A 24,254-nucleotide genomic window follows, 5' to 3' on the forward strand; every position below is an offset into this window, starting at 1 on the left:
TATATCTAGTTATTTAAATAATAAAACTAAAACTGCAAGAACGATAAGTGCTATTATTGAAGAAATTAAAATATACAACCTATGAATGTTTCTTCCTCTTAAATTAAAATAATGTCTTGCTACACCAGAAATAACTGCAATTGCACATAATATTAACCAATTATATTGATGATAAACTAAAAAGCTCGAATGCCCAGAAAGCATTATAAACAAAACTAAAAAAGTTGAATAATTATTGTGAATTGATCTTTGTTTAGCTGCTAAAGATAAGCTCATATCAAATTTTTCACCTCTTTCGCTGCTACTAATTATGTTCATTTGATTGGGGATAATTACTGTGAAAACATTACCAAACATATTGGATCCAATAATTAATCCAACACTTAAAATTGCAAATTTCGGTCCAAATAATTTTGTAAGTCCAAATGATACTATTGCTAGCAAAATTATTCCTGTGGATATAAATAAAACATTATTCTCAATTAATTTTGATTTACATAAAAGATCGTAAACAAACCAAGAAATAATTAACGATAAAAGTGAGATAATAATTGCATAACTAGGGGGTATTAAGAGAACACGCTTATCAACCATCAATACACCAGCGTTATAATAGTAAATTACAACTAACAGCAACATTCCAGTTACAAAGGTTAAGTAACTTTGCCATTTGAAGATTACTAATCTATTTAAGTAATCCTGAGGTGGAGATGTTTTTAACCTCGAAAGTTTGTAAAAAAAACCTGAATGCATCAGATATCCTTCACCATCGATATCATCACTCGTTATATTTTTATTTAAATTATTATCTAAGTAATTAAATAAAAAACTATTACCTACCCATAATATAGCAAATAATACATGGCCCCATCTTAGAATAACTTCTAACCATTTTATTGTATAAGGTAAAAATTCCATCAATATTTTATTTTATCTACTTTTTTATCCCAAATTTCAAATGCTTTTAAAGCTTCATCTCTAAGCATTTGTACCATTTTAATTTTCCTATCATCAATTTTTTTTGGAATTTCTGTATAAATAAACGAGTCATCGAAATCTATATTTTTCGCATCCTCTCTAGTATTTGCGTAATATATTTTATCTAACCTTGACCAATAAATCGCTGAAAGACACATCGGACAAGGTTCACAGGAAGTATAAATCTCGCATCCAGAAAGATCAAAAGTATTTAAGTTTTTACAGGCTTCTCGAATTGCTACTATTTCTCCATGAGCAGTCGGATCATTTGAAGAAGTAACTTTATTTGAGCCCTCTGCAATAATCTTATCATTTTTAACTATAACACTTCCAAAGGGACCCCCAATAGTATTTGCACTATTTATTGAAAGTTCAATAGCTTTTGCCATAAATTTTTTTTTACCTTCCATTTTAATTTTTTATTTTATTTTTAATTTTGTTAATACTCATTAAAATTCTTTCAGGTGTTGCAGGTGCATTAAGTTCAGGTGTAAACTGGTAATTTCCAATTGAAGCAACTGCATCTTTAATTGCATAAAAAACACTCATGGCTAGCATTAAAGGAGGTTCACCAGTTGTTTTTGCTTTATTAACAACTTTTTCTTTATTTAATCCTTCTTTAAAAATTTCTACATTAAATTTTTTTGGAATATCACTTACTGCAGGTATTTTGTAAGTCGATGGAGAAAAAGTTGTTATCTGACCATCTGATTTCCACTTCAATTCCTCTATTGTAAGCCAACCTTGTCCTTGTACAAAACCACCCTCTATCTGGCCCAGTTCTAGTGCTGGATTTATTGGTTTACCAGCATCATGTAAGATATCCACTCTTTCCAGTATGTTTTCACCCGTCAATGTATCTACAGTTACTTCCGAAACAGCTGCTCCGTAACAAAAGTAATAAAAAGGTCTTCCTCTAAATTTTTTTTTATCAAAATTAATTTTTGGTGTTGAATAGAAGCCTGATGATGAAAGAGAAATTCTATTTAAATATGCCTCTTGAATTATGCTTTTAAATTTAAATTGTCTATTTCCAAATATTATATATTGATCTTTATAGACTGCCTCTTGATTATAGATCTTATATTTTTTCTTAATAAATTTTTCTAAATTTAATTTAATCTTTGCTACTGCATTTAACGCTGCTGCTCCATTAAGGTCTGTAGTTGATGAAGCTGCGCTAGCTGAAGTATTTGGAACCTTGGCTGTATTTGTTGATGAGATATGAACTAAATTATATGGTAATCCTAATGAATTTGCTACCAACTGAGCAATCTTTGTGTGTGTCCCCTGACCCATTTCAATTCCTCCATGATTCAAATGAACACTTCCATCTGTGTAAATATGAACTAAGGCTCCAGCTTGATTTAAATGAATTGTTGTAAATGAAATACCAAATTTTAAAGGTGTAATAGCTATACCCTTCTTTTTAAATTTATTTTTTTCGTTAAATTTTCTTATATCGAAATATCTTTTCTTGTAATTAGATTTAATTTCTAAATTTTTAAATATTTCATTAATGACATTATCTTCAACTGTCATTCCGTAATGAGTTACATTCCTTTTATCTTTTTGATAAAAATTTTTCTTTCTGACTTCTATAGGATCTTTTTTTAGGTACCTTGCAATATTATCTATAATATTTTCTATAGCCATCATCCCTTGATTTCCACCAAAACCTCTAAATGCAGTTGAGGTTGGAATATTTGTTTTACATAAATTATTTGTTACCTCGATATCTGAAATATAATATGCATTGTCTACATGAAGCAAAGCTCTCTCGTTTATTGCTGCTGATAAATCGGGTGACATTCCACAATTAGAAGATAAATTTAATTTTAACCCTTCAATGATACCTTGATCATTAAAACCAACTTCATATTCAGATAAAAATTCATGTCTCTTACCGGTTAAAATTATATCATCATCTCTATCTAATCTTAATTTAACTGGTTGCCCTGATTTTTTTGCTAACAACGCGCAAATGCATGCAGTCATAAAATTTGTTTCCTTTCCACCAAAACCACCTCCAATTCTTCTAACTTCAACATTTATAGAATTACTTTTTTGATTAAACATTTTTGCAATTAATTGTTGAGTTTCCGATGGATGTTGTGTTGAGCTATAAACTAAAAAATTATCGTCTTCTTTAGGAACAACAAAAGCTGCCTGGCCCTCTAAATAAAAGTGCTCTTGGCTTCCAGTTGTGAAATTTCCTTTTAAATTATTTTTTGAATTTTTTATTTTTTTAAAAGGATTGCCTTTTTTAATTTTTCTAGGTTTAAATAAAAATTGCCTTTTGTTTAAAGCTTCTTTAATTGTAATAACAGGTTTTAAATCTTTATATGTAATTTTGGCTTTTAATACTGCCTTTCTAGCAAGTTCTGTAGTTGTAGCAGCAACAGCAAATAATGGCTGACCAAAAAACTCAACTTTTTTTTCTGGAAAAATTGGATCACCATCAAAAACTGGACCCACATCATTCCTACCAGGGATATCTCTTTGAGTAACTATTGATATCACTCCTTCACTTTTTTTTACCTCGGTTAAGTCTATACTTTTAATTATTGCATGAGCTTTTTTGCTTAAACCAATAGCACCATAAATTGTGTTTTTTGGCTCATTAATATCATCAGTGTACTCTGCATATCCACTCACATGCTTGTAGGCACTATCGTGTGGTCTTATTTCTTCGATGTAGTTATCTTTGCTCATTTAATTTACTCTTGATAACTTATTAGAATTTATTTCTACAAAACATTTCATCAATAAATTTTTTGCTATCTCTAATCTGTATTCTTTACTAGCTCTCATGTCTCCAATAGGACTTAAATCTTTTTCTAAATATTTTTTTGCTTGATCAAAAGTATTGATAGTAAGAGGCTTATTTTTAAGAATTTTTTCACATGCTTTAGCTCTTTTTGGTACAGCGGCCATGCCTCCATATGCAATATAAACCTCTTTAATTTTATTATTATTAATCTCAAAATTAAAAGATCCACAAACAGATGAAATATCATCATCAAATCTTTTTGAGATCTTAAATGCCTTAAAAATATTTTTTTTAAATAATGGTATTTTTATTGAGTGTATAAATTCATTGTTTTTTAATTTAGTTTTTCTGTAATCAAGAAAAAAATGATTTAAAGATATCACTTTTCTTTTGTTAAAACTTTCAATTAAAACCTCTGCATTTAAAGATAATAGAACTGGCAGTGAGTCACCAATTGGAGATGCTGTTGCGATGTTGCCACCTATAGTTCCAACATTTCGAATTTGAACAGAGCCATATCTTTTTAGAACCAAATAAAAATCTGGATAATATTTTTTAATTTCTTTTTCAAATTTTATTAAAGGTGTAGCAGAACCAACTTCTAAATAATTTTTACTTACTTTTATAAAATCTAATTCATTAATTTCTTTTAAATCAATTATAAAAGGAATTTCTTTTCTTTCTTTTGTAACTTTTAAAGATAAGTCAGTTCCACCAGCAAGAAAACTAAAGTTAGAATGTTTTTTAATTATACCTTTTAAATCTTTAATATTTTTTGGTGAAAAATAAATTTTATCATCTTTTTTAATATAAACATTTTTCGGTTTAATTTTTTTTAATTGCTGAATAACTTTATTTTTATTTTTAGAAAATTGATCATTCTTGTTTATCTTATTTAAACTTTTGGCAGCATCAATTATAGGTCTATAACCAGTACAACGACATAAATTACCTGATATAGAGTCTGTTATTAATTCATTATTGAGACTTTTATTATTTTTAAACATTGAAAATAAAGACATGACAAATCCTGGCGTACAGAAACCACATTGTGAACCATGAAATTTTACCATCGCATCTTGCACTGGGTGAAGTTTTCCATTTTCAGAAACTAAATCCTCCACAATTATAAGTTGCTTGCCATTCAATGAGGGGACAAATGAAATGCAAGAATTAATTGCTTTATATACAATTTTATTATCGACTAATTCACCCAAAACAATTGTACATGCACCACAACCACCCTCCGAACATCCTTCTTTAGTTCCGGTCTTTTTTAATTCAGTTCTAATATAATTAAGTAACGTTTGATTTGGATCGGGATTTTTGATTACTATAAGCTTGTCATTTAATAGAAATTTAACAGAACTCGATATCACTTAACTACCTCTATAAGTAGAATAACTCCAAGGTGAAACAAGTAAAGGAACATGGTAATGCTGTGAGGGATCTGAAATACCAAATCTTATAACAACATCATCCAAAAATGGTACATCGCTAGCTGAAGATGTATTTTTAAAATAATCACCAATATGAAAAATTAATTCATATTTACCTTTAATAAAAACATCTCCCTCTGCTAATGGTGAATTAGCTCTACCATCGTCATTGAGTTTTGTTGACGTTAATTTTTTTCGTTCTGAATTATTGATATAAAACAACTCAACCAAGATACCTTTGCCAGGTTTACCAGAATACACATCTAAAACATGAGTTGTGAGCTTTGTCATAAAATTATAGTATCATTTAATTTCAAACTTAAATTTTTAAAAGTTATATGAGAACAATAGATAACATTAACGATCTTAACAAGTCTGATTTTTTGTCTATATTTGGTAATGTTTTTGAGAAAACTGAGTCAGTTGCTATGGAAGCTTTTGAGTTAAAACCATTTAAAAACTTTGAAGATATTGTATTTAAAATGCTTGATATTTATGAAAATTACGAAAAGAATAAAATTTTAGAGATTTTAAATGCTCATCCTGAGCTTGCTATAGCAAAAAAAATGACCTCTGAATCTATATCAGAACAAGCCTCTGCAAAATTAAACCAATGTTCTAATGATGAATATGAGGAATTTAAAAAATTAAATGCAGAATATAAAAAAAAGTTTAATTTTCCTTTTATAATTGCCGTAAAAGGTAAAGATAAAAATGAAATTTTGAATAATTTTAGACAAAGAATACAAAGTGATGTAGAAAGTGAATTCCTTGAAGCAAAAAAACAAGTAAAAAAAATCGCAACTTTTCGTTTGAATGAAATAAACAAAAAATGAAAAAATTTATAAGTGCAAAAATGATTAACTTAGCAGATCCAAGAATTGGAACTAAGGTTATATTTAAGACTGACGATTTTTTTGCAGCTGCTCATAGAATATTAAACATCGAAAATCCAGTTTTTAAAGATGGATTATTTGACAAGCATGGTAAATGGATGGATGGATGGGAAACAAGGAGAAGAAGATCAAAAGGTTTTGATTATTTAATTTTAAAACTTGGTAAACCTGGAAAGATATTCGATATCGACATTGACACAACACATTTCAATGGAAATCAGCCCACACATGCTTCGTTGGAGGGTTGCTTTAGTAAAACAAAGCCTAATAAGAAAACAAAATGGATTTCTTTACTGAGCAAGAAAAAACTTGGGCCAAGCCGAAACCATAACTTCAAATCAAACAACAAATCTGTTTTTAATTATATAAGACTAAACATTTTTCCAGATGGTGGAGTTGCGAGACTAAGACTTTATGGAAAAATTGAAATGGAGAAAAACTTTTTAAATAACAAAACTATCAACCTTACATCTGTTTTAAATGGCGCTTCAATTATTGGTTGTAATAATGAACATTTCGGCAGGGCTGAAAATATCATAGCACCTGGAAAAGGAAAAAATATGGGAGATGGTTGGGAAACAAGAAGAAGTAGAGGAAAAAACTTTGATTGGCTTATAATAAAATTTGGAAAACCAGGATTAATAAAAAAACTAGAGATAGATACCCATCATTTTAAAGGAAACTATCCCGATAGTTGCTCAATTCAAACTGCAAGCATTTCAAAAGATCTGTCCAATAAATCAATTGTCAATAATTCAAAAAATTGGAAGTTTATTTTAAATAAGTCAAAACTGTCAGCTCACAAGAAACATATTTTTAAAAAATTCTTAATTAAGAGAAGTAAGGAAAATTATCTTAGAATAAATATCTATCCAGACGGTGGAATTTCAAGAATAAGGGCATTCGGAAATTTTGTGAGATGAAAATAATAAAAGCAAAAAAAATTACTAAAAAAAATTTTTCTAAATTTGGTCAATTAATAGATACGTCAAAAAAAAATCCTATAAATATTAATGATGGATATGCAAAAAGATTTGATAATTTGATAAACGTAGATGCATCTAAAAACAAAGGGAAAGCAATTGTTAGTATTTTTAAAGCAAAAAAAAGAAGGTTTCCTATGAAAATTTATATGATGGAAAAACACCCTTTAGGAAGCCAAGCCTTTATACCTATGGAAGATACAAAATTTTTAGTATTTGTAGCACCAAAAGGAGATAAACCAGATGTAAATAAAATCCAATCCTTTTTAGTCCCAAAACAAACTGGGGTTAATTACAATGCTGGTATTTGGCACTTTCCGTTGATTTCTATGAAAAATATGAATTTCCTAATTGTTGATAGAAAAGGAAAAGGAAACAATCTCGTTATTCATAAATTTAAAAAAGATAAAATTATTTTGAAAAAATGAAAAAAAAATACCCAAGAGATTTGGTAGGATATGGTTCCCAAAAAGTTAAAGTAAAGTGGCCTGGTAATGCTAAGTTAGCTTTGCAATTTGTGCTTAATTACGAAGAGGGAGCAGAGAATTGTACTCTTCATGGTGATAAAACTTCAGAAATATTTTTATCAGAAATTATAGGAGCAAAACCAATTAAAGGTCGACACTTAAATATGGAGTCAATTTATGAATATGGATCAAGAAGAGGGTTTTGGAGAATTCACGATCTATTTAATAAAAAGAAAATTCCACTTACTATTTTTGGAGTTGGTATGGCATTGGAAAGAAATAAAGAAGTTTGTTCGGCTATAAAAAAAGCAAACTATGAAGTTGCTAGTCATGGGTGGAGATGGATTGACTATCAAAATGTATCAAAGAAAAAAGAAAAGAATGATATGAAACTTGCAGTAAAATCTATAAAAAAGATTTTTGGTAATCAACCTGCTGGTTGGTACACTGGTAGGTGTAGTGAAAATACTCTAGATTTAGTAATTGATAATGGTAGTTTTTTATACTGTAGCGATACATACAGTGATGATCTTCCTTATTGGATAAAAAAAGGAAATAAAAAACAGCTAATGGTTCCTTATACACTTGATAATAATGATATGAGGTTTGCAACCAGTCAAGGATTTAATTCGGGTGAACAATTTTATAATTATTTAAAAGATAGTTTTGATGCCCTTTATGAGGAAGGAAAAACTTCACCAAAGATGATGTCGGTCGGCTTACATTGTAGATTAATTGGAAGACCTGGTAGAATACAGTCTCTTAAAAAATTTTTAAATTACATCACAAAATTTAAGGATATTTGGATCTGCAAAAGAGTAGATATAGCTAAACATTGGATAAAAAATTATAGTTAAAATTTTTATTATTGTTCTGCAGCTATAGAAGTATAGTGAGCAACTGCTTCTATTTCATCATCAGTTAGTATACCCTCCATTGCGGGCATTACTCCTATACCGTTTCTAACTGCCATTATAATTCTTTGAATATCAGGTCTAATTTCATTTAAATTTGGACCAACCATTGCGTTCGATCCAGCATCTGAGAGCATATGACATGCTGCACAATTTCCAGTTCCCAGAAAAACTTCTTTTCCCTTATTAAACAATTCATCAGCATTAACGTGGGTTAATGATAAAAATATCAAAAATAATGATGTACAAAAGAAATTTAAAAATAATTTTTTCATATAAATTTGGTATCATAATTAAAAAAATTTAAAAAGGAGAATTATGAAAGCTTATTGGATTGCAAATTATACTGAAATAAAAGATGACGAAAGACTTAAAAAATATGCCGTTAAAGCTAAAGAGGCGGTTGAAAAATATTCTGGAAAAATAATAGCGAGAAGTGCAAATAATGTAACTTTGGAAGGTAGGGAAATGGTTAGGGTAGCGCTTGCAGAATTTCCAGATATTGAAACAGCAAAAAATTGTTACAATTCTGAAGAGTATGTTGAAGCTAGAACGCATTTGGAAAATAATGCTACTAGAGAACACATAATTTTTGAGGGAATGTAAGATAATAAATTTTAAATTTATAAATTAAGAGCATGAAGATATTTGATTGTTTTATGTATTTTGACGAGGAAATGATTTTAGATCTTAGGCTAAATATTTTAAACAAATACGTTGATTATTTTGTAATTGTGGAAAGTACATTCACTCATCGTGGAGAAAAGAGAGAATTAAAATTTAATCAAAATAAGTTTGAACAATTTAAAGATAAAATCATTTATCTTATTTATGATCAAGTCCCAGAAAATATTGAAAGTATCAATGCAAATGATAACGAAAAAGAGAAATCAAGAAAATTGATTATGAATGCAATTTTTAGGGAAAATGGTCAAAGAAATTTCATTGAAAAAGGTTTAAAAAGTGCTGAAAGCGAAGATATTATTTTAATTTCAGATGTAGACGAAATACCAAACCTAAATGATTTAGATTTTAATCAAATAAATCAAAAAATTTTTTTGTTTGAACAAGATATGCTTTATTACAAATTTAATTTAAAATTACCTAACTTATCATGGAAAGGGTCAAGGGGCTGCAGAAAGAAATATTTTAAAAATCCTCAGTGGTTAAGAAATATAAAAGATCGTAAATACCCATTTTATAGGTTAGATGCATTTTTTTCTGAAAAAAAGTTTATTAATTGTAAGATAATTAAAAATGGTGGATGGCATTTTACCAACTTAAAAACAGCTGAAGAAATAAAACATAAATTAAAATCATATCTTCATCATATTGAATTTGATAAAAATCCATTAACTACTGATCAAATTGATCAAATAATAAAAGATAAAATTGCAGTTTATAATTTATCAGCTGATCAAAGACAAAATAAATTAGGTGGGAACAAATTAGAAAATTATCCGATACAAAATTTACCTAAATTTTTAACTGATAATATAGAACAATACAGAGAATGGATAGATTGATATAGAGATTTAGTACTGTATAGGCTCAGGATCTATACTTCTCCATAAATACCAAGTTGCAACTGAACAATAGGGTGAAAATTTTTTGTTTAAATATTTAACGTAGCTTTCTGGTGGTAGATATTTTTTATTAAAATTTTTTGAAATAGCTCTTAATAAACCAATATCCTGAATTGGCCAAATATTAGGACGATTATAAGTAAATAATAAAATCATTTCTGCTGACCATCTTCCAATTTGTCTTAATTGAGAAAGATAAATTATAGCATCTTCATCAGACATTTTTGAAATAAGTCTTGGATTAAACTCTTTACTTAATATTTTTTGAGCTAAACTTTTTATACCTTTCACTTTCTGTCTACTTAGACCACAACTTTTGAGCTGAATAGTAGACAGCTTGCTTACTGTTTTTGCGTTAATTTTATTTTTACATTTTTTCTTAAATTTTAAAAAAACTGAATTAGCAGCAGCTACACTAATTTGTTGTCCAATTATACTTTTACAAAGAGAGAAAAAGACATCTTTTCTTGAAGTTAGCACTATCTCTGAAGGGGATTTATATTTTTTAATCAAAGAAGACATGATTTTATCTTTTTTAGATAAATATTTTTTTGCTTTATTCCAATATGATGGGGTTTTACTCATGTCGAGAAACAGATAACTTTTTTTTCAAATACATCTCTCTTCTAAATATTATAATAGATGAAACAATAACCAATAAAGCGCCTAATAAAGTTTTAGAAGTTGGTATTTCGTTCCAAATAAAATATCCAAATATTATGGCAAATACTAATCCAAGATATTTTAAAGGCGAAACCAAACTCACTTCTGAATATTTATAAGATTGTGACAACCATAAATTTGCAAGACCACCTAATATACCAACCATTGATAGCAAAAATAAATCAAGTAAACTTGGCAAGATCCATCCCTGATAAAAAGATAAAAAACTTAAAAGCATTATAGAGAATGAAAAGAAAAAACTAATCAACCAAGCAGGCTCAGTTGATGATAATTTTCTTATAGCAATAGCAACGTAAGATAAACCTAAGCAAAAAATTATTGGATAAATATAATATAAATTTAAAGAGCTAAAACCTGGTTCAGTTATGAAGATTATACCCACAAATCCAACTAAGACCGCTAACCATCGATAAATACCAACTTTTTCTTTTAATAAAAAAATTGAAAATATTGTTATAAATATTGGCGCTGCAAAAGATATACTTACAACTGTTGCCAAAGGTAAATTTCTTAATGCTACAAATATAGAAACCAAAGCAATTAATCCTGCTAAACATCTTTTAAAATGAAGAAACGGTCTAGTTGTTTTATAAAAATCTAAATATCTATCTTTAGGAATAAGAAATAAAATAGGAATTATTCCACAAAATCCTCTGAAAAATAATACTTGTCCAACGGGATAATCCTCAGACCATTTAACAATCACATCCATAAGTGAAAATGCACATACCGATATGAACATGTAAAAAAAGCCTAATTGATTTTTTGATAGCATATGATTAAATTTAGATTAATTAAGTTAATTATCAATGGAAATAGCAATTTTAGGATTAGGATGTTTTTGGGGACCAGAAATTAAGTTTAGTAAACTTGATGGAGTTATAAAAACAGAGGTAGGTTATTGTGGAGGTAATAATGCTGAAACAAATTATAAAGAAGTATGCACAGGCACAACAAATCATGCAGAAGTAGTAAAATTAGATTTTGATCCTAAAGTAATTTCTTACGAGAAAATTCTTGAATATTTTTTTGAAATTCATGATCCAACAACATTAAATTCTCAAGGACCAGATTTCGGAACTCAATATAGAAGTGAAATATTTTATTTAAATGATCAGCAGAAAATTACTGCTGAAAAAATGATAGAAAAAGAAAACGTCAAATTATTAGGAAAAGTAGTAACAAAAACTTCTTTAGTTAAAAATTATTGCCCAGCTGAAGAGTATCATCAAAGATATTTGGAAAAAAGATAAAATGTCATTAGTTGATACAAGTTGGTTAGAAAATAATATTGATAAAGTAAAAATTATTGATTGCTCATGGCATATGCCTCAAACTCAAAGAAACGGTTTTGAGGAATATACAAAGGAACATATTCCAAATGCTATTTTTTTTGATTTAGATAAAAATTCTAAATTAGATACTGATTTACCACATATGCTTACTGATAGTAAATCTTGGGAAAAAATAGTGAGTAATATGGGCATAGAAAATGATGATGAAATAGTAATTTACGATAATTCTGATGTTATTAGTTCTTGCAGATGTTGGTACAATTTAATTTATTATGGACATGACCCTAAACTAGTTCATGTGCTCGATGGTGGGCTAAAAAAATGGAAAAAAGAAAACAAAGCCACAGATGACAAAGAAGTAATCATTAAAAGTTCTAAATATTCTAGTAAAGAAAATAAGGAGCTTGTTAAAAGTAAAAAACAGATTGATGAAAATATTAATAAAAAAGAATTTAATGTTGTTGATGCAAGGAGTAGAGAAAGATTTGAAGGAAAAGTTGCTGAACCAAGGAAAGGTTTAAGAAGTGGTTCAATAAAAAATTCTTTTTGCCTTCCATTTTCCGAATTAATTAATGAAGACCATACATTTATAAGAAAAGAAGAAATCAAAAAAAAATTTGAGTCATTTAAATTTGATCAAAAAAAAAATATAGTATTTTCGTGTGGTTCTGGGGTAACAGCAAGCGTATTGGCACTAGCTTATTCTCTAATAAATGCTAAATATATGCCTTCAATATACGATGGCTCATGGTCTGAGTATGGAAAGAGTTAATATATGAAAAGATCAACTAAAATCACATCAATAGTACTTATCTTCTTTTTTATCATTGCGGCTGTAATCATTGCCAGAACAATGATTGGTAATCATTTCAAAAAAAAATTTAGTAAAAGACCTCCTCCAGGAATAATTGTTAAAGTAGTTGAGCAAAAATTATTTCAAAATACAATTGAAACATTTGGTACTGCTGTGCCTGCACAAATTAAATCCTTTAATATTGAAAAATATGAAATATTGGAACCAATCAAATTTAACACAAAAGTCAAATCAGGAGATGTAATAGCAAAATTAAAGAATAGAAATATAACTACTCCTTTTGACGGAATTATTGGAAAACGAGATTTTTCAAACGATATAGATGTGTCTCAAAGCTCAATTGTATTAAATTTAGAAGACACTTCTGTTCTATTTGTTGATGTCGATATACCCGAAACTTTTGCGCCTTATGTGAAAAAAGGCCAAAACGCAGATATAAAATTCTCTGGAAATGCTCTTAAAAAATATTCTGGAACTGTAGACTCCACTGCAAGTAGAATTGACACAAATAAAAGATCTCTACCAGTAAGGATTAAATTAAATAACCCTAACAATGAACTTCTGTCTGGATCGTTATTAGAAATCTCTATTAATTATAATGAAAGAAATTCGTTAAGTATTCTTGATACTAGCTTGATAATGGAGGGTGATAATGTTTACGTATATAAAGTAGACGAAGAAAATACTGTGAAAAAAGTACCAGTGGAAATAGGCTTAAGAAAAAAAGGCATTGTAGAAATCACATCTGGACTTGAAGATGGTGACACGGTAGTTGCTGAAGGTCTAAAAAAAACAAGACCTAATGGAAAAATTAAACCAATAAAATATGGTTCAAAACAAAATTCATCAGGTTGGGGTAAAAAAAAGAAATCAACTAAAGAAGAAAATAAGAAGTAATAATAAAAAACTAAATGTATATAACTGAAGTTAGCATAAGAAGACCAGTTGTAGCTTGGGTGCTATCTTTAATACTTATTGTGTTTGGTCTATTTGTTTACTCTGAAGTACCAGTTAGAGAGTTACCTGATGGTTTGCAGCCACCAGTAGTGCAAGTTAAAGTCGATTACAAATCCGCTTCAGCTCCAATCATAGATCAGGAAATAACTCAAGTGATAGAAGACGTTATAGGAGGTGCAGAAGGAATAAAAAATATAGACTCCAAATCTGAAAACGGAAGAAGTAGTATCAACATAGAGTTTGATACTGATATTGAGCTAGATGATGCTGCTAATGATATAAGAGAAAGAGTAGCTAGAGTAGTTGATAATCTACCTTCTGAAGCTGATGCTCCACAAATTTTAAAACAAGCTGCTGGATTTACTACAACTATGTGGCTTTCTGTTTCATCTTCAACTTGGTCAGATTTAGAGCTTGGTGATTACGCAGATAGATATCTAGTAGACTCTTTTTCAAGTGTAAAAAATGTTGGAAGAATTCTACTAGGAGGACTTAGAGAGCTTAGTGTTAGAGTTTGGATTGACCCTATTAAATTAGCTGCAAATGACATGACTATTCAGGAAGTAGAAGGTGCACTTAGAAATGAAAACATAAGTTTGCCTGCAGGGACTTTAGAAGCAGATAATATAGATTTGACTATTAATTTAGATAAGTCTTATACAAATATTGATGAATTAAAATTTTTACCTATTAAAAGAACAAAAGATAAAATTGTAAGACTATCAGATGTAGCAAATGTAGAATTTGGTCCTGTTTCTGAAAAAACATTGTTTAAAGCTCAAAGCAAAAAAAATTTAAATCAAAAGACAGTTGGTATAGGAATTTACGCAAAAAGTGGCGCCTCAACAGTTGAGCTTTCAAAAGAAATTCAAAAAAAAATTATTGAAGTAAGAAAAACATTGCCCGAAGGCTTAAAGTTAGAAGTTTCATTTAACAGAGCCACATATGTTAATGCAGCAATTGACGAGGTTTATAAAACTTTAGCAATAGCATTTGTTTTGGTTGTAATAATAATTTATTTATTTTTAGGTAATATTAAAGCAGTTATCGTTCCTGCAGTTGCACTACCTGTAAGTTTAATTGCATCTTTTCTTGGAATTTATCTGTTTGATCTATCTATTAATATTTTTGTTTTACTTAGCTTTATACTTGCAATTGGAATTATTACGGATGACTCGGTCATAATGACTGATGCAATTTATAGAAGAATAGAAAATGGAGAAAACTCATTAGCAGCAGCTTACAACGGTTCAAAACAAATTACATTTGCAATTATTGCAACGACTTTAATTCTGCTAGCTGTTTTTATTCCATTAATATTTATCAAAGGAATATCTGGAACTTTATTTAGAGAAACTGCTATAGCTTTATCTTTCTCTATTGTTGTTTCATCATTTGTTGCTTTAACTTTATCTCCAATGCTTGCAAGTAAATTTTTGAAAAAAAAATCAAGTAATGGATTTTTTGTAAAAAAATTTAATATTTTTTTTCAAGGTTTTTCAAATTTCTACAAAGAAACTTTAAATTATTGGATTAATAAAAAAAAAACTATAATAACTTTTATTTTTTTAATCATAGCTGGATCAATAGCTTTATTTACGTACACAACTAAAGAACTTCTTCCAAAAGAAGATAGAGGTGTTTATTTGGTTATTGGATTTACTGATGAAGGCAGTTCATTTGACTATACACAACAAAGAGCTCAAGATGTAGAGAAGAGATTGCTTCCATTGCTACAGGCTGAAGATAGTCCCTATAATAGATTTATCATGAGAGTTCCGGGTTTTGGTAGTTCTGCAAATTCATTCAATAGTTTTATTATAATTGCTTTACTAGACGATTGGAAAAAACGAGATAAAGATGCTTTGACAATCATGAGACAAGCCATTGGCAAGATAGTAACTGTTCCTCAAACTCTAGCTTTTCCAATCTCCCCTCAAGGAATCAGGGTTTCCAATTATAATAAACCAGTCCAAATGGTAATATTAGGAAGCACTTATGAAGAATTAGAAAGCATTCAAAAAGAAGTAATAAGTAAACTTAGAAGAAATAGAGGATTATCAAGAATTGAATCAGATTATAATAGAAACAAACCAGAAGTAAAATTGGTGATCAATAAAAATAAAGCAAAAGATTTAGGAATATCTACTAGAGCTATTGGTCAAACATTGGAAACTTTATATGGTGGTAAAAGAGTTACTACATTTAACAAATTGGGAAAAGAATATCCAATTATTCTCCAGCAATATTTAGTTGATAGAAAAGATAAAGATAGCTTAAGTAAATTATTTGTTAGATCAAGTATAACTGGTGAATTGATCTCACTATCAAATTTAGTTGATTTAAAAGAAGAGGGATCTGCAAAAGAATTAGCTAGATATGATAGACAGAGAGCAGTGACTATTTCAGCAAATGTAAATGAAAATTACTCTTTATTTGAAGCAATTGAGTACCTAGAAAATATTATGGCAGAAGTTGCACCTAATAATCAAATAACCTGGAAAGGTGAGTCAGAAGAGGTAAAAGAAACCACAAATGAACTTTATTTAATATTTGCCCTTGGGTTATTGACTGCTTATTTAGTTATGGCAGCAACATTTAACTCTTTTGTACACCCATTTATAATTATGCTTACAGTGCCATTGGCTGTTTTTGGAGGATTGGTATTTATCCTATTTTTAAATAGTTCAATAAATATTTTTTCCCAAATCGCTTTAGTGATTCTAATCGGTATATCGACAAAAAACAGTATTCTAATTGTTGATTATGCAAATCAAATTAGAACTACCGGAAAAGAAATACAAGCCTCAGTTAAAGAAGCTTGCGAACTAAGGTTTAGACCTATTATGATGACATCTATAAGTACAATGATAGCAATGCTTCCATTAGTAATTGGAAATATTGGACCAGGTGCTGGTGAAGCTTCTAGGTTGGCTGTTGGATCGACTATACTTGGTGGAATGATAATATCTACATTCTTCACACTTTACGTAACCCCAACAATGTACTTAACTCTTGCCAAAAATAGTAAAAGAATTGATGCTGTTGATATTGAGCTAAAAAAACAACTTTCTAAAAAATAATATATTTTGAAGTTGATAAAGAATTTTTACATTCTGATAATTGTTGCTTATAAATATTTGATTGTTTCTCCACTCTTTTGGCTAGATTAATTACTTTTTTATTTTTTTTATAATTTTTATAGTTACCCCACCCTTCATGATAAGCAATATACTGCTTGAAAGCATCTTTTTTTGAAACTTTTAAAATTTTTTCAGTTTTATTAGTATACCAACCAATAAAATCTACACTGTCTTTAAATCTTGTCCTAACAGCAAGCTTATTCCCAGTTTCTTCTTTATATTGTTTCCACGTTCCTTTTACAGCCTGTGAATACCCGAAAGAACTTGATGGTCTCTTATAAGGCACTACTTTAAATAATCTCTGTCTAGGAGGTTTTGCTAACCAGTCAAAACTGGATTCCATTTTTATAATTGCAAGCTGTAAATAAACTGGGGTCCCCCATTTTTTCTCAGCTTTTTTTGCATGTTTATACCACATGTATCTTTCATTAAATATAGAACAACTATCTGCTGTATTTTTCGGAACAGATGAGCAACCTGAAATAAAAATTATTAAAATAAATAAATAATTAATTTTCAAAATTTTCATTTTTTTTAAAAAAGTAAAATATAATTATGGCTATAATTACACCTGCTAGATTTCCAAATAAATCCGAAAATTCAAAACTTCTATTGGGTACAAAGTATTGTAACACCTCAAGTACAATAGACAAAAATATTAAATAAATACTTAAAATGTTGAATTGATTTTTTTTTCGGTAAGTTACAAAACCAATAATTGAGAGAACTATATAGGCATATAAATGATTTGTTGAAACAATAAAATTTGCAGTTATTTGAGGCTGTATTTTACAATCGTCATAAAAATAACAACCAAGCAAACTGCCTGGAAACAAATACAAAACAATTAAAATGAAATTGCATAAATAAAAAATAAATTTATATTTCGAAAAATAATTAATCATTAATAATATAGTTTTATTTATCAAATTGATTTAAAAGATAAACAAATGAGTTATTTAATTTTAGTAAGACACGGTCAAAGTGTATGGAATCTTGAAAAAAAATTTACTGGATGGGTTGATGTAGATCTGACAGAAAATGGAAAATCAGAAGCAAAAAAAGCTGGTGAATTAATAAAACAAGAAAAAATTGAGGTTAATCTGTATTACTCATCTTTTCAATTAAGGGCTAAAAATACCTTAAAAATCATACAGGAAGAATTACAAGATTTTAAAGATGTAAAGAGTGCATGGGAATTAAACGAAAGACATTATGGAGCTTTGACAGGATTAAATAAAGATGAAATGAAAAAAAAACTTGGAGAAGAAAAAGTTCATCAATTTAGACGTTCTTGGGATCTTAGACCCGACCCTTTAGATAAAAAAAATCCATATCACCCACTAAATATTGAAACATACAAAAACATTCCTTTAGAAAAAATTCCTGATACCGAGTCACTAAAAGACACATATGAAAGAGTAATAAAATTTTATAACAAAGAGATTGAGAACAAAACAAGTGAAAATATCCTCATTTCTGCTCATGGAAACTCCATTAGGGCTCTTTGCAAATATTTGTTTAGTTTAAATAATAATGAGATCTCTAAACTTGAAATTCCAACAGGAAACCCACTTTTAATTGAATTAGAAAATAGCAAAATTTCTAATTGCAAATATCTTGATCAAAAAAGAGCTAAAGATCTTTTAGTTTTTTAAAAATATCCAGATCAGTTAAATGATAAAAATCTTTTTGGCTTTCATAGCCAAATAATTTTTTTTGATCTAATAAATTATTCCAAATTTCCAAAATTGAGTAATTTTCTATTTTCTCTTTAATAAATAATTTTTTATTAATTATTTGACATCCAATGTAAATAAATTCTTTTTCAACCTCTTTGTTAATTAAATTATTTTTTAAATTAAAATCACCTTTTAACTTTTTATCAAAACTAAATTTTTTATTTACTAAAAGAAGAATGTTTTCCAATTTTTTAGAAAAATACATTTTTTCCATTTTTAATATCTCATCTTTATAGTCATTACTCCAGATTGTATCTGGATTAAAAATTATAAAATCCTTTTCATTAGAGTCTTTAATCATATTTTGAATACCTCCTCCTGTATCTAAAATATGCTCACCATCCTCAATTATTTTGATATCAATATTGAAATTTTTACTGTTTAAAAAAGCTGAAAATTGATCTTTTAAATAGAAAGTATTTAATAAGATTTTTTGAATACCTAGTTTTTCGATTAAATGAATACATCTCTCAAGCATACTTATATCTTTAATCTCTAATAAGGGCTTAGGAGTATTTAAAGTAACTGGATTTAATCTTTTACCAAAACCTGCACATAAAATTAAAGCTGTATTTATTTTCACAACTCTACCTTATATATTTTGGAAAATTATTTTTTAATAGTAACATCAAATTATTGAATTCATTTTGCTGTATAATTCTATGATTAATCATTTCCCAAGCGTAGGGAATTAATTTTAAATATTTTTTTTTATTGTCTCTAACAGCTAAACGCATAAATATACCGATTATTTTTAAATTTCTTAAAACAGATAATATTTCAAAATCTTTTTTAAATTTTTTCAAATCAATTTTTTTATTTGTTTTGATGTAAAACTTAAATACTTTTTCTTTTAATTCATTAGATGTTTTTAATCTTACGTCGTCAATTAAGGATGCTAAATCGTAAGCTCTATTGCCAATTAGTGCATCTTGACTATCTATTACTGCAATTTTTTTATTGTGATACATCAAATTTGAAACATGAAAATCTCTATGAACAAATGTAACATTTTTATAATTTAATTTTGATAATAATTTTTTTATCTCTAATCTAAATTTTTTTCTAAATTGAATACTTTTAGATTTAGACAATATCTTTGGTGCATACCATTCACAAAAAAGTTTAGTTTCATCAAACAAAATATTGTTTTTATATTCTTGAACTTTATATAATTTGTTTTTAAAATTTTTTACTTTTTTATCTTTTATTAATTGTATTTTATTTAAAATTTTTATTATCTTTTTAAAAATAACATATTTATTATTCTTTTTGTTTTTTAAAATTTGAAACAAAGTTTGACCTCCAAAGTCATTTATTTCTATATAATTATTATTGTAATTTTCACTTAACAAATTTGGTGCTAAAATTTTATTTTTAATTAAAATTTTATTTATCGCGTCGTAAATTAAAAGATTTTTTAACTTTTCTTTCTTGGATAGTACAATAATAGATTTATTATCTCTGTTTCTGTAAAATTCTCTAAAAGAAGCGTCACCTTTTATTTTTTTCAATTTTGCTAAGCTTTTCATCAAAATAGGTTTTAATTTAAACTTTTATATCTACAGTTCTATCATTTAATTGATTTAAATAATTAAATGTTAAAGTTATAAATTTTACATCTTGTTTATCAGCAATTAATTGTGGCCATTCTATAAGTGTTATTAATTTATTATCTTTTTCAAAAATATCTAAATTATTGATATCTTCTTTCCTATTAATTCTAAATAAATCATAATGTTTTATTCTTATATCTTTTATCTGATACTCATTTAATAAACTAAAAGTAGGGCTTGTAATTTCTGTTTGTGTTAAATTATTTATTTTTTGATACTCATTTATAAAATATTTAACAAAGGTTGTTTTGCCAACACCCATCTCTCCATATAAAAAAACAAACTCACCACCTTTAAGATATTTTGTAAATTCTTTAGCTAATTCTTTAGTTAACTTCTCTGAAGTGATATCGATTGTGCTATCTTTAATAGCGATAGGCATCTGGTTTGAAAGGACCTTCTGTTCCAACGCTTATATAGTCTGCTTGCTCTTTTGATAACTTTGTTAGTTTTGCTCCAACCTTTTTTAAATGCAGAGTTGCTACTTTTTCATCTAAATGTTTTGGAAGTACGTAAACTTTATTTTCATAATTTTTATGATTATGCCAAAGTTCTATTTGAGCAATTACTTGATTAGTAAATGATGCACTCATTACAAAACTTGGATGTCCAGTTGCACAACCAAGATTAACCAATCTTCCTTCAGCTAAAAGAATAATTCTTTTTCCACTAGGCAACTCTATTTCATGCACTTGAGGTTTTACTTCAGTCCACTTGTAATTCTTAAGAGCCTCAACTTGTATTTCATTATCAAAGTGACCAATATTACATAAGATGGCTCTATCCTTCATATCTCTCATGTGGTCTGCGGTAACAATATCTTTGTTACCTGTAGCTGTTACAACTATATCCGCTCTACTTATAGCCTCCTCCATTAATACCACTTCATAACCTTCCATTGCAGCTTGGAGAGCACAAATTGGATCTGCCTCAGTAACTAAAACTCTAGCACCACTTTGTCTTAAAGATGCAGCACTTCCTTTTCCAACGTCTCCAAAACCAGCAACAATTGCAATTTTTCCAGACATCATTACATCAGTCGCTCTTCTTATACCGTCAACTAAACTTTCTCTACATCCATATAAATTATCAAATTTCGATTTTGTGACAGAATCGTTCACGTTTATTGCTGGAACTAAAAGGGATTTATCTTTTTCCATTTTATTTAGTGCTTTAATTCCAGTGGTAGTCTCTTCTGAAACACCCTTAATATCTTTCATTAAATCCTGATACTCGTTATGCATGATAGCTGTTAAATCTCCACCGTCATCTAATAACATGTTAGGTTTCCAGTCAGGTTTTCCAACTATAGTTTGTTTAATGCACCATAAATATTCTTCTTCAGTTTCACCTTTCCAAGCATAAACAGGGATCCCAGCCTTTGCAATTGCAGCAGCCGCATGATCTTGAGTTGAAAAAATATTACAAGAAGACCAACGAACTTCAGCACCCAATGCAACTAAAGTTTCTATTAGCACCGCTGTTTGAATTGTCATATGAAGACATCCTATAATCCTTGCGCCCTTTAATGGTTTTTCTTTAGAATATTCTTCTCTTAAAGCCATTAAACCAGGCATTTCACTTTCAGCTATTGATATTTCTTTTCTACCAAATTCAGCTTGAGCAATGTCTTTTACTTTATAATCTTCCATGGCAAGTCTTATACAGCTAAGTATTTATTTATCAAGAAATGATTAAACATTGGGAAATCTTATCTCTATCATTGCTCCTTCTTTATCAATACGATTAGATGCTACAATTTCACCATCGTGGAGTTCAACCAAGTTTTTTACTATATTTAAACCTAAGCCTGAGTGTTCTCCAAATTTTTCAGGTCTATTACTATAAAATCTTTTAAATATTCTTGATGTGTCTTTTTCTTTAAATCCTTGTCCTTCATCAATAATTTTGATTGATATTTGATTTTTCTTATTAACAGAAACATCAACAAAAACATTGGTACCGTCTTTACTAAATGATATTGAATTATCTAATAAATTTGCAATGATTTGTTCAATTCTGTTTTCTATACCATTTATTAAATATTTATCTTTTCCGTCATTTTTATATTCAATTTTAATTCCTTTTTTCACTTGATGAATATTATTGTAATCATCAACAACAGATTGAATGATAGGTTCAATATTAATTTTTTTCATTTTTTCTTTACTTAAAGCAACTTCATCCTTTAACATTTGCGAATAATCAGTAATTAATCTTTCTATTCTTTGAACGTCATGACTAAGTATATTCAATAATCTATTTCTTTGTTCGCTATCATTTGTGTCTTGTAAAATTTCTGATGCACTTTTTAAAGATGCTAATGGATTTCTAATTTCATGAACTAAATCTGTCGAAAAATTTTCAGCATGTGCAACTCTATTTTGAAGCTCGTTTGTCATATCCTCTAAAGAATTAGATAAAAGTCCTAATTCATCATTTCTTTTTTTTAAATTTTCAATACCTGGTTTAGCTTGACTTTTTTCTTTGATACGAATTGTATATCCAACGAGATTCTGTATCGGTTTAATAAAATATCTGCTTAAAACAAAAGAAAAAATTAATATTACAAATCCTACTGATATAGCTGTTCTTATTACAAATGCTTTTCTCTCATCTATTGCAGTCTTTATTTCATTAGCGTTTTCTGTAATAGCTACATAACCAAGATTTATCTCATTCTTTGTAACATTCTTAATAGTTGTTACATTAAATTGATTAAAATCTTCTTGAATAAATGTGTAAGGAGCTCCTAAATTTTCAGAACTAGAATAATTTTTTAATATATCTTTGAATGAAACAGGTTTTTTTTCATCAATTTTTATATTTTTTTCCTCAATAGTTTTTTCTATTTCCTCATTATCTAAACTTTCAAATTCAATTCTATCAAGCCTTGCAGAGAATGATCTTGGATCAAGATCTAAAGTATCAGTGTCACCAATAAGGTTAAGTTGATCATCAAAAAATATTACTCTATCTAAATTTTGAAAAATAAACCTTGTAGAAAATAAAAATCTTCTAATATCGTCAGATTGGAATTTTACATCTAACCTTAAAATATTATCAATGGTGTTGTTAATGATGTTTGTGTGATTTTGAGATTTTTTTTTTATTAAACTTGGCTGAATATTATTTAAATATATGAATGTAAATAGTCCAATAATTGTAAAAATTACAAAATTTATAAATAAAAATTTTTTTAATATAGAAAGAGTTTTTAAGTATTTACTAAACATTAGCTAACATTCCATCTATATCCACTACCATACCTAGTTTCAATAGCTGAAAAATCAGGATCTACTTTTTTAAATTTTTTTCTAATTCGTTTTACGTGACTATCAATAGTTCTATCCTCAATATCTGTATCTTCTCGGTAAGCTATATCCATAAGCTGAGCTCTTTCTTTAATTATACCAGGCCTCTTTGCTAACTCTTTAACAATTAAAAACTCAGTTGTTGTCAATTTATCAGGCAGCTGTTTTCCATTCCATTCACACTCAAGTTGTGATGGATCTAATTTTAATCTTCCATGGGATATCAGACTTTTATTTTCCTCTAGAATATTATTTGAATCTTTTTTTCTTAACTGCACTCTAATTCTTTCAATCAAAACTTTTATAGAAAAACCTCCTGATTTTTTTACAAAATCATCTGCACCCAGCTTTAGACCTAACAACTCATCAATTTCATCATCTTTAGATGTTAAAAAAATTACTGGTAAGGAAGTTTTTTTTCGAAGTTTTTTTAGTAATTCTTCTCCATCCATTTTGGGCATCTTTATATCTATGACTGCTAAGTCAGGTGGCATTCTGGTTAAACCGATTAATGCACTTTCACCATCAATGTATGTTTGAACTTTAAAACCCTCTTTTTCCAATGCGATACTCAAACTTGTTAAAATATTTCTATCGTCATCAATTAAAGCTATTGTTTGTTTTTGCATAAAGTAGTTTAAAAATACTAAATT

General features: G+C 28.2%; 27 protein-coding genes. 11 read left to right on the forward strand and 16 right to left on the reverse strand.

Going from position 1 to position 24,254, the window contains the following annotated elements; translation table 11 throughout:
* Positions 1 to 9: 9 nt before the first annotated feature.
* The 5 genes from ACTTBL_RS03860 to uraH are packed head-to-tail and all read right to left on the reverse strand — an operon-like array spanning position 10 to position 5,481.
* Entirely contained in the window at positions 10 to 918 is a 909-nt protein-coding gene (locus tag ACTTBL_RS03860) for a urate hydroxylase PuuD (RefSeq protein WP_440643694.1), read from the reverse strand.
* Positions 918 to 1,388, reverse strand: coding sequence for a nucleoside deaminase (locus tag ACTTBL_RS03865; protein ID WP_440643695.1), 471 nt, complete (start codon positions 1,386 to 1,388; stop codon positions 918 to 920). The genes ACTTBL_RS03860 and ACTTBL_RS03865 overlap by 1 nt, the downstream gene beginning before the upstream one ends.
* Position 1,389: 1 nt before the next feature.
* Positions 1,390 to 3,693 carry a xanthine dehydrogenase molybdopterin binding subunit gene (gene xdhB, locus ACTTBL_RS03870; protein ID WP_440643696.1) on the reverse strand — a complete coding sequence of 768 codons (2,304 nt, stop codon included), beginning with the start codon at positions 3,691 to 3,693 and terminating at the stop codon, positions 1,390 to 1,392.
* Entirely contained in the window at positions 3,694 to 5,130 is a 1,437-nt protein-coding gene (xdhA, locus tag ACTTBL_RS03875) for a xanthine dehydrogenase small subunit (protein WP_440643697.1), read from the reverse strand. It lies immediately after the preceding gene.
* Complete coding sequence (uraH, locus tag ACTTBL_RS03880; RefSeq protein WP_023854712.1) at positions 5,131 to 5,481, reverse strand: hydroxyisourate hydrolase; 351 nt, start codon at positions 5,479 to 5,481, stop codon at positions 5,131 to 5,133.
* Between the two features lie 47 nt (positions 5,482 to 5,528).
* On the opposite strand from uraH, the gene uraD reads away from it, so the two are divergent.
* The 4 genes from uraD to puuE are packed head-to-tail and all read left to right on the forward strand — an operon-like array spanning position 5,529 to position 8,393.
* A complete protein-coding gene (gene uraD, locus ACTTBL_RS03885) occupies positions 5,529 to 6,026 on the forward strand; it encodes a 2-oxo-4-hydroxy-4-carboxy-5-ureidoimidazoline decarboxylase (RefSeq protein ID WP_440643698.1) in 498 nt (165 codons plus the stop codon).
* Positions 6,023 to 7,009 (forward strand): allantoicase, encoded by a 987-nt coding sequence (gene alc / locus ACTTBL_RS03890; RefSeq protein WP_075505192.1) that lies wholly within the window; start codon positions 6,023 to 6,025, stop codon positions 7,007 to 7,009. Before uraD ends, alc begins: the two co-directional genes overlap by 4 nt.
* The gene (locus ACTTBL_RS03895; protein ID WP_440643699.1) at positions 7,006 to 7,497 is read left to right on the forward strand and encodes an ureidoglycolate lyase; all 492 of its coding nucleotides are present in this window, start codon (positions 7,006 to 7,008) and stop codon (positions 7,495 to 7,497) included. Before alc ends, ACTTBL_RS03895 begins: the two co-directional genes overlap by 4 nt.
* Positions 7,494 to 8,393 (forward strand): allantoinase PuuE, encoded by a 900-nt coding sequence (gene puuE / locus ACTTBL_RS03900; protein WP_440643700.1) that lies wholly within the window; start codon positions 7,494 to 7,496, stop codon positions 8,391 to 8,393. The genes ACTTBL_RS03895 and puuE overlap by 4 nt, the downstream gene beginning before the upstream one ends.
* Positions 8,394 to 8,401: 8 nt before the next feature.
* Here puuE and ACTTBL_RS03905 read toward each other — a convergent pair whose 3' ends face one another.
* A complete protein-coding gene (locus ACTTBL_RS03905; RefSeq protein WP_440643701.1) occupies positions 8,402 to 8,725 on the reverse strand; it encodes a c-type cytochrome in 324 nt (107 codons plus the stop codon).
* Positions 8,726 to 8,768: 43 nt separating this feature from the next.
* Here ACTTBL_RS03905 and ACTTBL_RS03910 point away from each other — a divergent pair, with 43 nt between their 5' ends.
* Positions 8,769 to 9,056: a DUF1330 domain-containing protein gene (locus ACTTBL_RS03910; protein WP_440643702.1), complete on the forward strand. Its 288-nt coding sequence runs from the start codon at positions 8,769 to 8,771 to the stop codon at positions 9,054 to 9,056.
* 32 nt (positions 9,057 to 9,088) lie between these two features.
* Positions 9,089 to 9,976: a hypothetical protein gene (locus tag ACTTBL_RS03915; RefSeq protein ID WP_440643703.1), complete on the forward strand. Its 888-nt coding sequence runs from the start codon at positions 9,089 to 9,091 to the stop codon at positions 9,974 to 9,976.
* A gap of 9 nt (positions 9,977 to 9,985) precedes the next feature.
* On the opposite strand, the gene ACTTBL_RS03920 is transcribed toward ACTTBL_RS03915, so the two are convergent.
* Together ACTTBL_RS03920 and ACTTBL_RS03925 are read right to left on the reverse strand one after the other, a co-directional pair.
* Complete coding sequence (locus ACTTBL_RS03920) at positions 9,986 to 10,621, reverse strand: DNA-3-methyladenine glycosylase family protein (protein WP_440643704.1); 636 nt, start codon at positions 10,619 to 10,621, stop codon at positions 9,986 to 9,988.
* Positions 10,614 to 11,495, reverse strand: a complete 882-nt coding sequence (locus ACTTBL_RS03925) for a DMT family transporter (RefSeq protein ID WP_440643705.1) — start codon at positions 11,493 to 11,495, stop codon at positions 10,614 to 10,616. The genes ACTTBL_RS03920 and ACTTBL_RS03925 overlap by 8 nt, the downstream gene beginning before the upstream one ends.
* A 34-nt stretch (positions 11,496 to 11,529) precedes the next feature.
* Between ACTTBL_RS03925 and msrA the strand changes: the two genes are divergently transcribed.
* The 4 genes from msrA to ACTTBL_RS03945 are packed head-to-tail and all read left to right on the forward strand — an operon-like array spanning position 11,530 to position 16,869.
* Positions 11,530 to 11,973 carry a peptide-methionine (S)-S-oxide reductase MsrA gene (msrA, locus tag ACTTBL_RS03930; RefSeq protein WP_440643706.1) on the forward strand — a complete coding sequence of 148 codons (444 nt, stop codon included), beginning with the start codon at positions 11,530 to 11,532 and terminating at the stop codon, positions 11,971 to 11,973.
* A 1-nt stretch (position 11,974) separates the two neighbouring features.
* Positions 11,975 to 12,787: a rhodanese-like domain-containing protein gene (locus ACTTBL_RS03935; protein WP_440643707.1), complete on the forward strand. Its 813-nt coding sequence runs from the start codon at positions 11,975 to 11,977 to the stop codon at positions 12,785 to 12,787.
* Between the two features lie 3 nt (positions 12,788 to 12,790).
* The gene (locus tag ACTTBL_RS03940; RefSeq protein ID WP_440643708.1) at positions 12,791 to 13,726 is read left to right on the forward strand and encodes an efflux RND transporter periplasmic adaptor subunit; all 936 of its coding nucleotides are present in this window, start codon (positions 12,791 to 12,793) and stop codon (positions 13,724 to 13,726) included.
* A 14-nt stretch (positions 13,727 to 13,740) separates the two neighbouring features.
* Entirely contained in the window at positions 13,741 to 16,869 is a 3,129-nt protein-coding gene (locus tag ACTTBL_RS03945) for an efflux RND transporter permease subunit (protein WP_440643709.1), read from the forward strand.
* Here ACTTBL_RS03945 and ACTTBL_RS03950 read toward each other — a convergent pair.
* Both ACTTBL_RS03950 and ACTTBL_RS03955 read right to left on the reverse strand, forming a co-directional pair.
* Complete coding sequence (locus tag ACTTBL_RS03950; protein ID WP_440643710.1) at positions 16,859 to 17,458, reverse strand: transglycosylase SLT domain-containing protein; 600 nt, start codon at positions 17,456 to 17,458, stop codon at positions 16,859 to 16,861. The genes ACTTBL_RS03945 and ACTTBL_RS03950 overlap by 11 nt on opposite strands.
* Complete coding sequence (locus tag ACTTBL_RS03955; RefSeq protein ID WP_440643711.1) at positions 17,439 to 17,834, reverse strand: VanZ family protein; 396 nt, start codon at positions 17,832 to 17,834, stop codon at positions 17,439 to 17,441. Before ACTTBL_RS03955 ends, ACTTBL_RS03950 begins: the two co-directional genes overlap by 20 nt.
* A gap of 45 nt (positions 17,835 to 17,879) precedes the next feature.
* Here ACTTBL_RS03955 and ACTTBL_RS03960 point away from each other — a divergent pair, with 45 nt between their 5' ends.
* A complete protein-coding gene (locus ACTTBL_RS03960; protein WP_440643712.1) occupies positions 17,880 to 18,587 on the forward strand; it encodes a 2,3-bisphosphoglycerate-dependent phosphoglycerate mutase in 708 nt (235 codons plus the stop codon).
* Here the strand turns inward: ACTTBL_RS03960 and ACTTBL_RS03965 are convergent.
* Genes ACTTBL_RS03965 through ACTTBL_RS03990 form a run of 6 tightly spaced genes read right to left on the reverse strand, consistent with a single transcriptional unit; the run spans position 18,565 to position 24,230 of the window.
* Positions 18,565 to 19,254: a sugar phosphate nucleotidyltransferase gene (locus tag ACTTBL_RS03965; RefSeq protein ID WP_440643713.1), complete on the reverse strand. Its 690-nt coding sequence runs from the start codon at positions 19,252 to 19,254 to the stop codon at positions 18,565 to 18,567. The two genes, ACTTBL_RS03960 and ACTTBL_RS03965, sit on opposite strands and share 23 nt — an antisense overlap.
* Before the next feature lie 4 nt (positions 19,255 to 19,258).
* Positions 19,259 to 20,203 (reverse strand): phosphotransferase, encoded by a 945-nt coding sequence (locus ACTTBL_RS03970; protein ID WP_440643714.1) that lies wholly within the window; start codon positions 20,201 to 20,203, stop codon positions 19,259 to 19,261.
* A gap of 16 nt (positions 20,204 to 20,219) precedes the next feature.
* Positions 20,220 to 20,669 (reverse strand): tRNA (adenosine(37)-N6)-threonylcarbamoyltransferase complex ATPase subunit type 1 TsaE, encoded by a 450-nt coding sequence (gene tsaE, locus ACTTBL_RS03975; RefSeq protein WP_440643715.1) that lies wholly within the window; start codon positions 20,667 to 20,669, stop codon positions 20,220 to 20,222.
* Entirely contained in the window at positions 20,653 to 21,939 is a 1,287-nt protein-coding gene (gene ahcY / locus ACTTBL_RS03980) for an adenosylhomocysteinase (RefSeq protein WP_440643716.1), read from the reverse strand. Before ahcY ends, tsaE begins: the two co-directional genes overlap by 17 nt.
* A gap of 42 nt (positions 21,940 to 21,981) precedes the next feature.
* The gene (locus ACTTBL_RS03985; protein WP_440643717.1) at positions 21,982 to 23,523 is read right to left on the reverse strand and encodes a sensor histidine kinase; all 1,542 of its coding nucleotides are present in this window, start codon (positions 23,521 to 23,523) and stop codon (positions 21,982 to 21,984) included.
* Positions 23,523 to 24,230, reverse strand: coding sequence for a response regulator transcription factor (locus ACTTBL_RS03990; protein WP_075484256.1), 708 nt, complete (start codon positions 24,228 to 24,230; stop codon positions 23,523 to 23,525). The genes ACTTBL_RS03985 and ACTTBL_RS03990 overlap by 1 nt, the downstream gene beginning before the upstream one ends.
* Positions 24,231 to 24,254: the final 24 nt, after the last annotated feature.

This window comes from Candidatus Pelagibacter sp. HIMB123 (assembly GCF_052048195.1).
GTDB lineage: Bacteria > Pseudomonadota > Alphaproteobacteria > Pelagibacterales > Pelagibacteraceae > Pelagibacter.

What these genes read in the sequence shown, in the direction of transcription:
- ACTTBL_RS03860 (WP_440643694.1), bottom strand. Translation starts at nt 918, where the DNA reads ATGGAATTTTTACCTTATACAATAAAATGGTTAGAAGTTATTCTAAGA.
- ACTTBL_RS03865 (WP_440643695.1), bottom strand. Translation starts at nt 1,388, where the DNA reads ATGGAAGGTAAAAAAAAATTTATGGCAAAAGCTATTGAACTTTCAATA.
- xdhB (WP_440643696.1), bottom strand. Translation starts at nt 3,693, where the DNA reads ATGAGCAAAGATAACTACATCGAAGAAATAAGACCACACGATAGTGCC.
- uraH (WP_023854712.1), bottom strand. Translation starts at nt 5,481, where the DNA reads ATGACAAAGCTCACAACTCATGTTTTAGATGTGTATTCTGGTAAACCT.
- uraD (WP_440643698.1), top strand. Translation starts at nt 5,529, where the DNA reads ATGAGAACAATAGATAACATTAACGATCTTAACAAGTCTGATTTTTTG.
- alc (WP_075505192.1), top strand. Translation starts at nt 6,023, where the DNA reads ATGAAAAAATTTATAAGTGCAAAAATGATTAACTTAGCAGATCCAAGA.
- ACTTBL_RS03895 (WP_440643699.1), top strand. Translation starts at nt 7,006, where the DNA reads ATGAAAATAATAAAAGCAAAAAAAATTACTAAAAAAAATTTTTCTAAA.
- puuE (WP_440643700.1), top strand. Translation starts at nt 7,494, where the DNA reads ATGAAAAAAAAATACCCAAGAGATTTGGTAGGATATGGTTCCCAAAAA.
- ACTTBL_RS03905 (WP_440643701.1), bottom strand. Translation starts at nt 8,725, where the DNA reads ATGAAAAAATTATTTTTAAATTTCTTTTGTACATCATTATTTTTGATA.
- ACTTBL_RS03910 (WP_440643702.1), top strand. Translation starts at nt 8,769, where the DNA reads ATGAAAGCTTATTGGATTGCAAATTATACTGAAATAAAAGATGACGAA.
- ACTTBL_RS03915 (WP_440643703.1), top strand. Translation starts at nt 9,089, where the DNA reads ATGAAGATATTTGATTGTTTTATGTATTTTGACGAGGAAATGATTTTA.
- ACTTBL_RS03920 (WP_440643704.1), bottom strand. Translation starts at nt 10,621, where the DNA reads ATGAGTAAAACCCCATCATATTGGAATAAAGCAAAAAAATATTTATCT.
- ACTTBL_RS03925 (WP_440643705.1), bottom strand. Translation starts at nt 11,495, where the DNA reads ATGCTATCAAAAAATCAATTAGGCTTTTTTTACATGTTCATATCGGTA.
- msrA (WP_440643706.1), top strand. Translation starts at nt 11,530, where the DNA reads ATGGAAATAGCAATTTTAGGATTAGGATGTTTTTGGGGACCAGAAATT.
- ACTTBL_RS03935 (WP_440643707.1), top strand. Translation starts at nt 11,975, where the DNA reads ATGTCATTAGTTGATACAAGTTGGTTAGAAAATAATATTGATAAAGTA.
- ACTTBL_RS03940 (WP_440643708.1), top strand. Translation starts at nt 12,791, where the DNA reads ATGAAAAGATCAACTAAAATCACATCAATAGTACTTATCTTCTTTTTT.
- ACTTBL_RS03945 (WP_440643709.1), top strand. Translation starts at nt 13,741, where the DNA reads ATGTATATAACTGAAGTTAGCATAAGAAGACCAGTTGTAGCTTGGGTG.
- ACTTBL_RS03950 (WP_440643710.1), bottom strand. Translation starts at nt 17,458, where the DNA reads ATGAAAATTTTGAAAATTAATTATTTATTTATTTTAATAATTTTTATT.
- ACTTBL_RS03955 (WP_440643711.1), bottom strand. Translation starts at nt 17,834, where the DNA reads ATGATTAATTATTTTTCGAAATATAAATTTATTTTTTATTTATGCAAT.
- ACTTBL_RS03960 (WP_440643712.1), top strand. Translation starts at nt 17,880, where the DNA reads ATGAGTTATTTAATTTTAGTAAGACACGGTCAAAGTGTATGGAATCTT.
- ACTTBL_RS03970 (WP_440643714.1), bottom strand. Translation starts at nt 20,203, where the DNA reads ATGAAAAGCTTAGCAAAATTGAAAAAAATAAAAGGTGACGCTTCTTTT.
- tsaE (WP_440643715.1), bottom strand. Translation starts at nt 20,669, where the DNA reads ATGCCTATCGCTATTAAAGATAGCACAATCGATATCACTTCAGAGAAG.
- ahcY (WP_440643716.1), bottom strand. Translation starts at nt 21,939, where the DNA reads ATGGAAGATTATAAAGTAAAAGACATTGCTCAAGCTGAATTTGGTAGA.
- ACTTBL_RS03985 (WP_440643717.1), bottom strand. Translation starts at nt 23,523, where the DNA reads ATGTTTAGTAAATACTTAAAAACTCTTTCTATATTAAAAAAATTTTTA.
- ACTTBL_RS03990 (WP_075484256.1), bottom strand. Translation starts at nt 24,230, where the DNA reads ATGCAAAAACAAACAATAGCTTTAATTGATGACGATAGAAATATTTTA.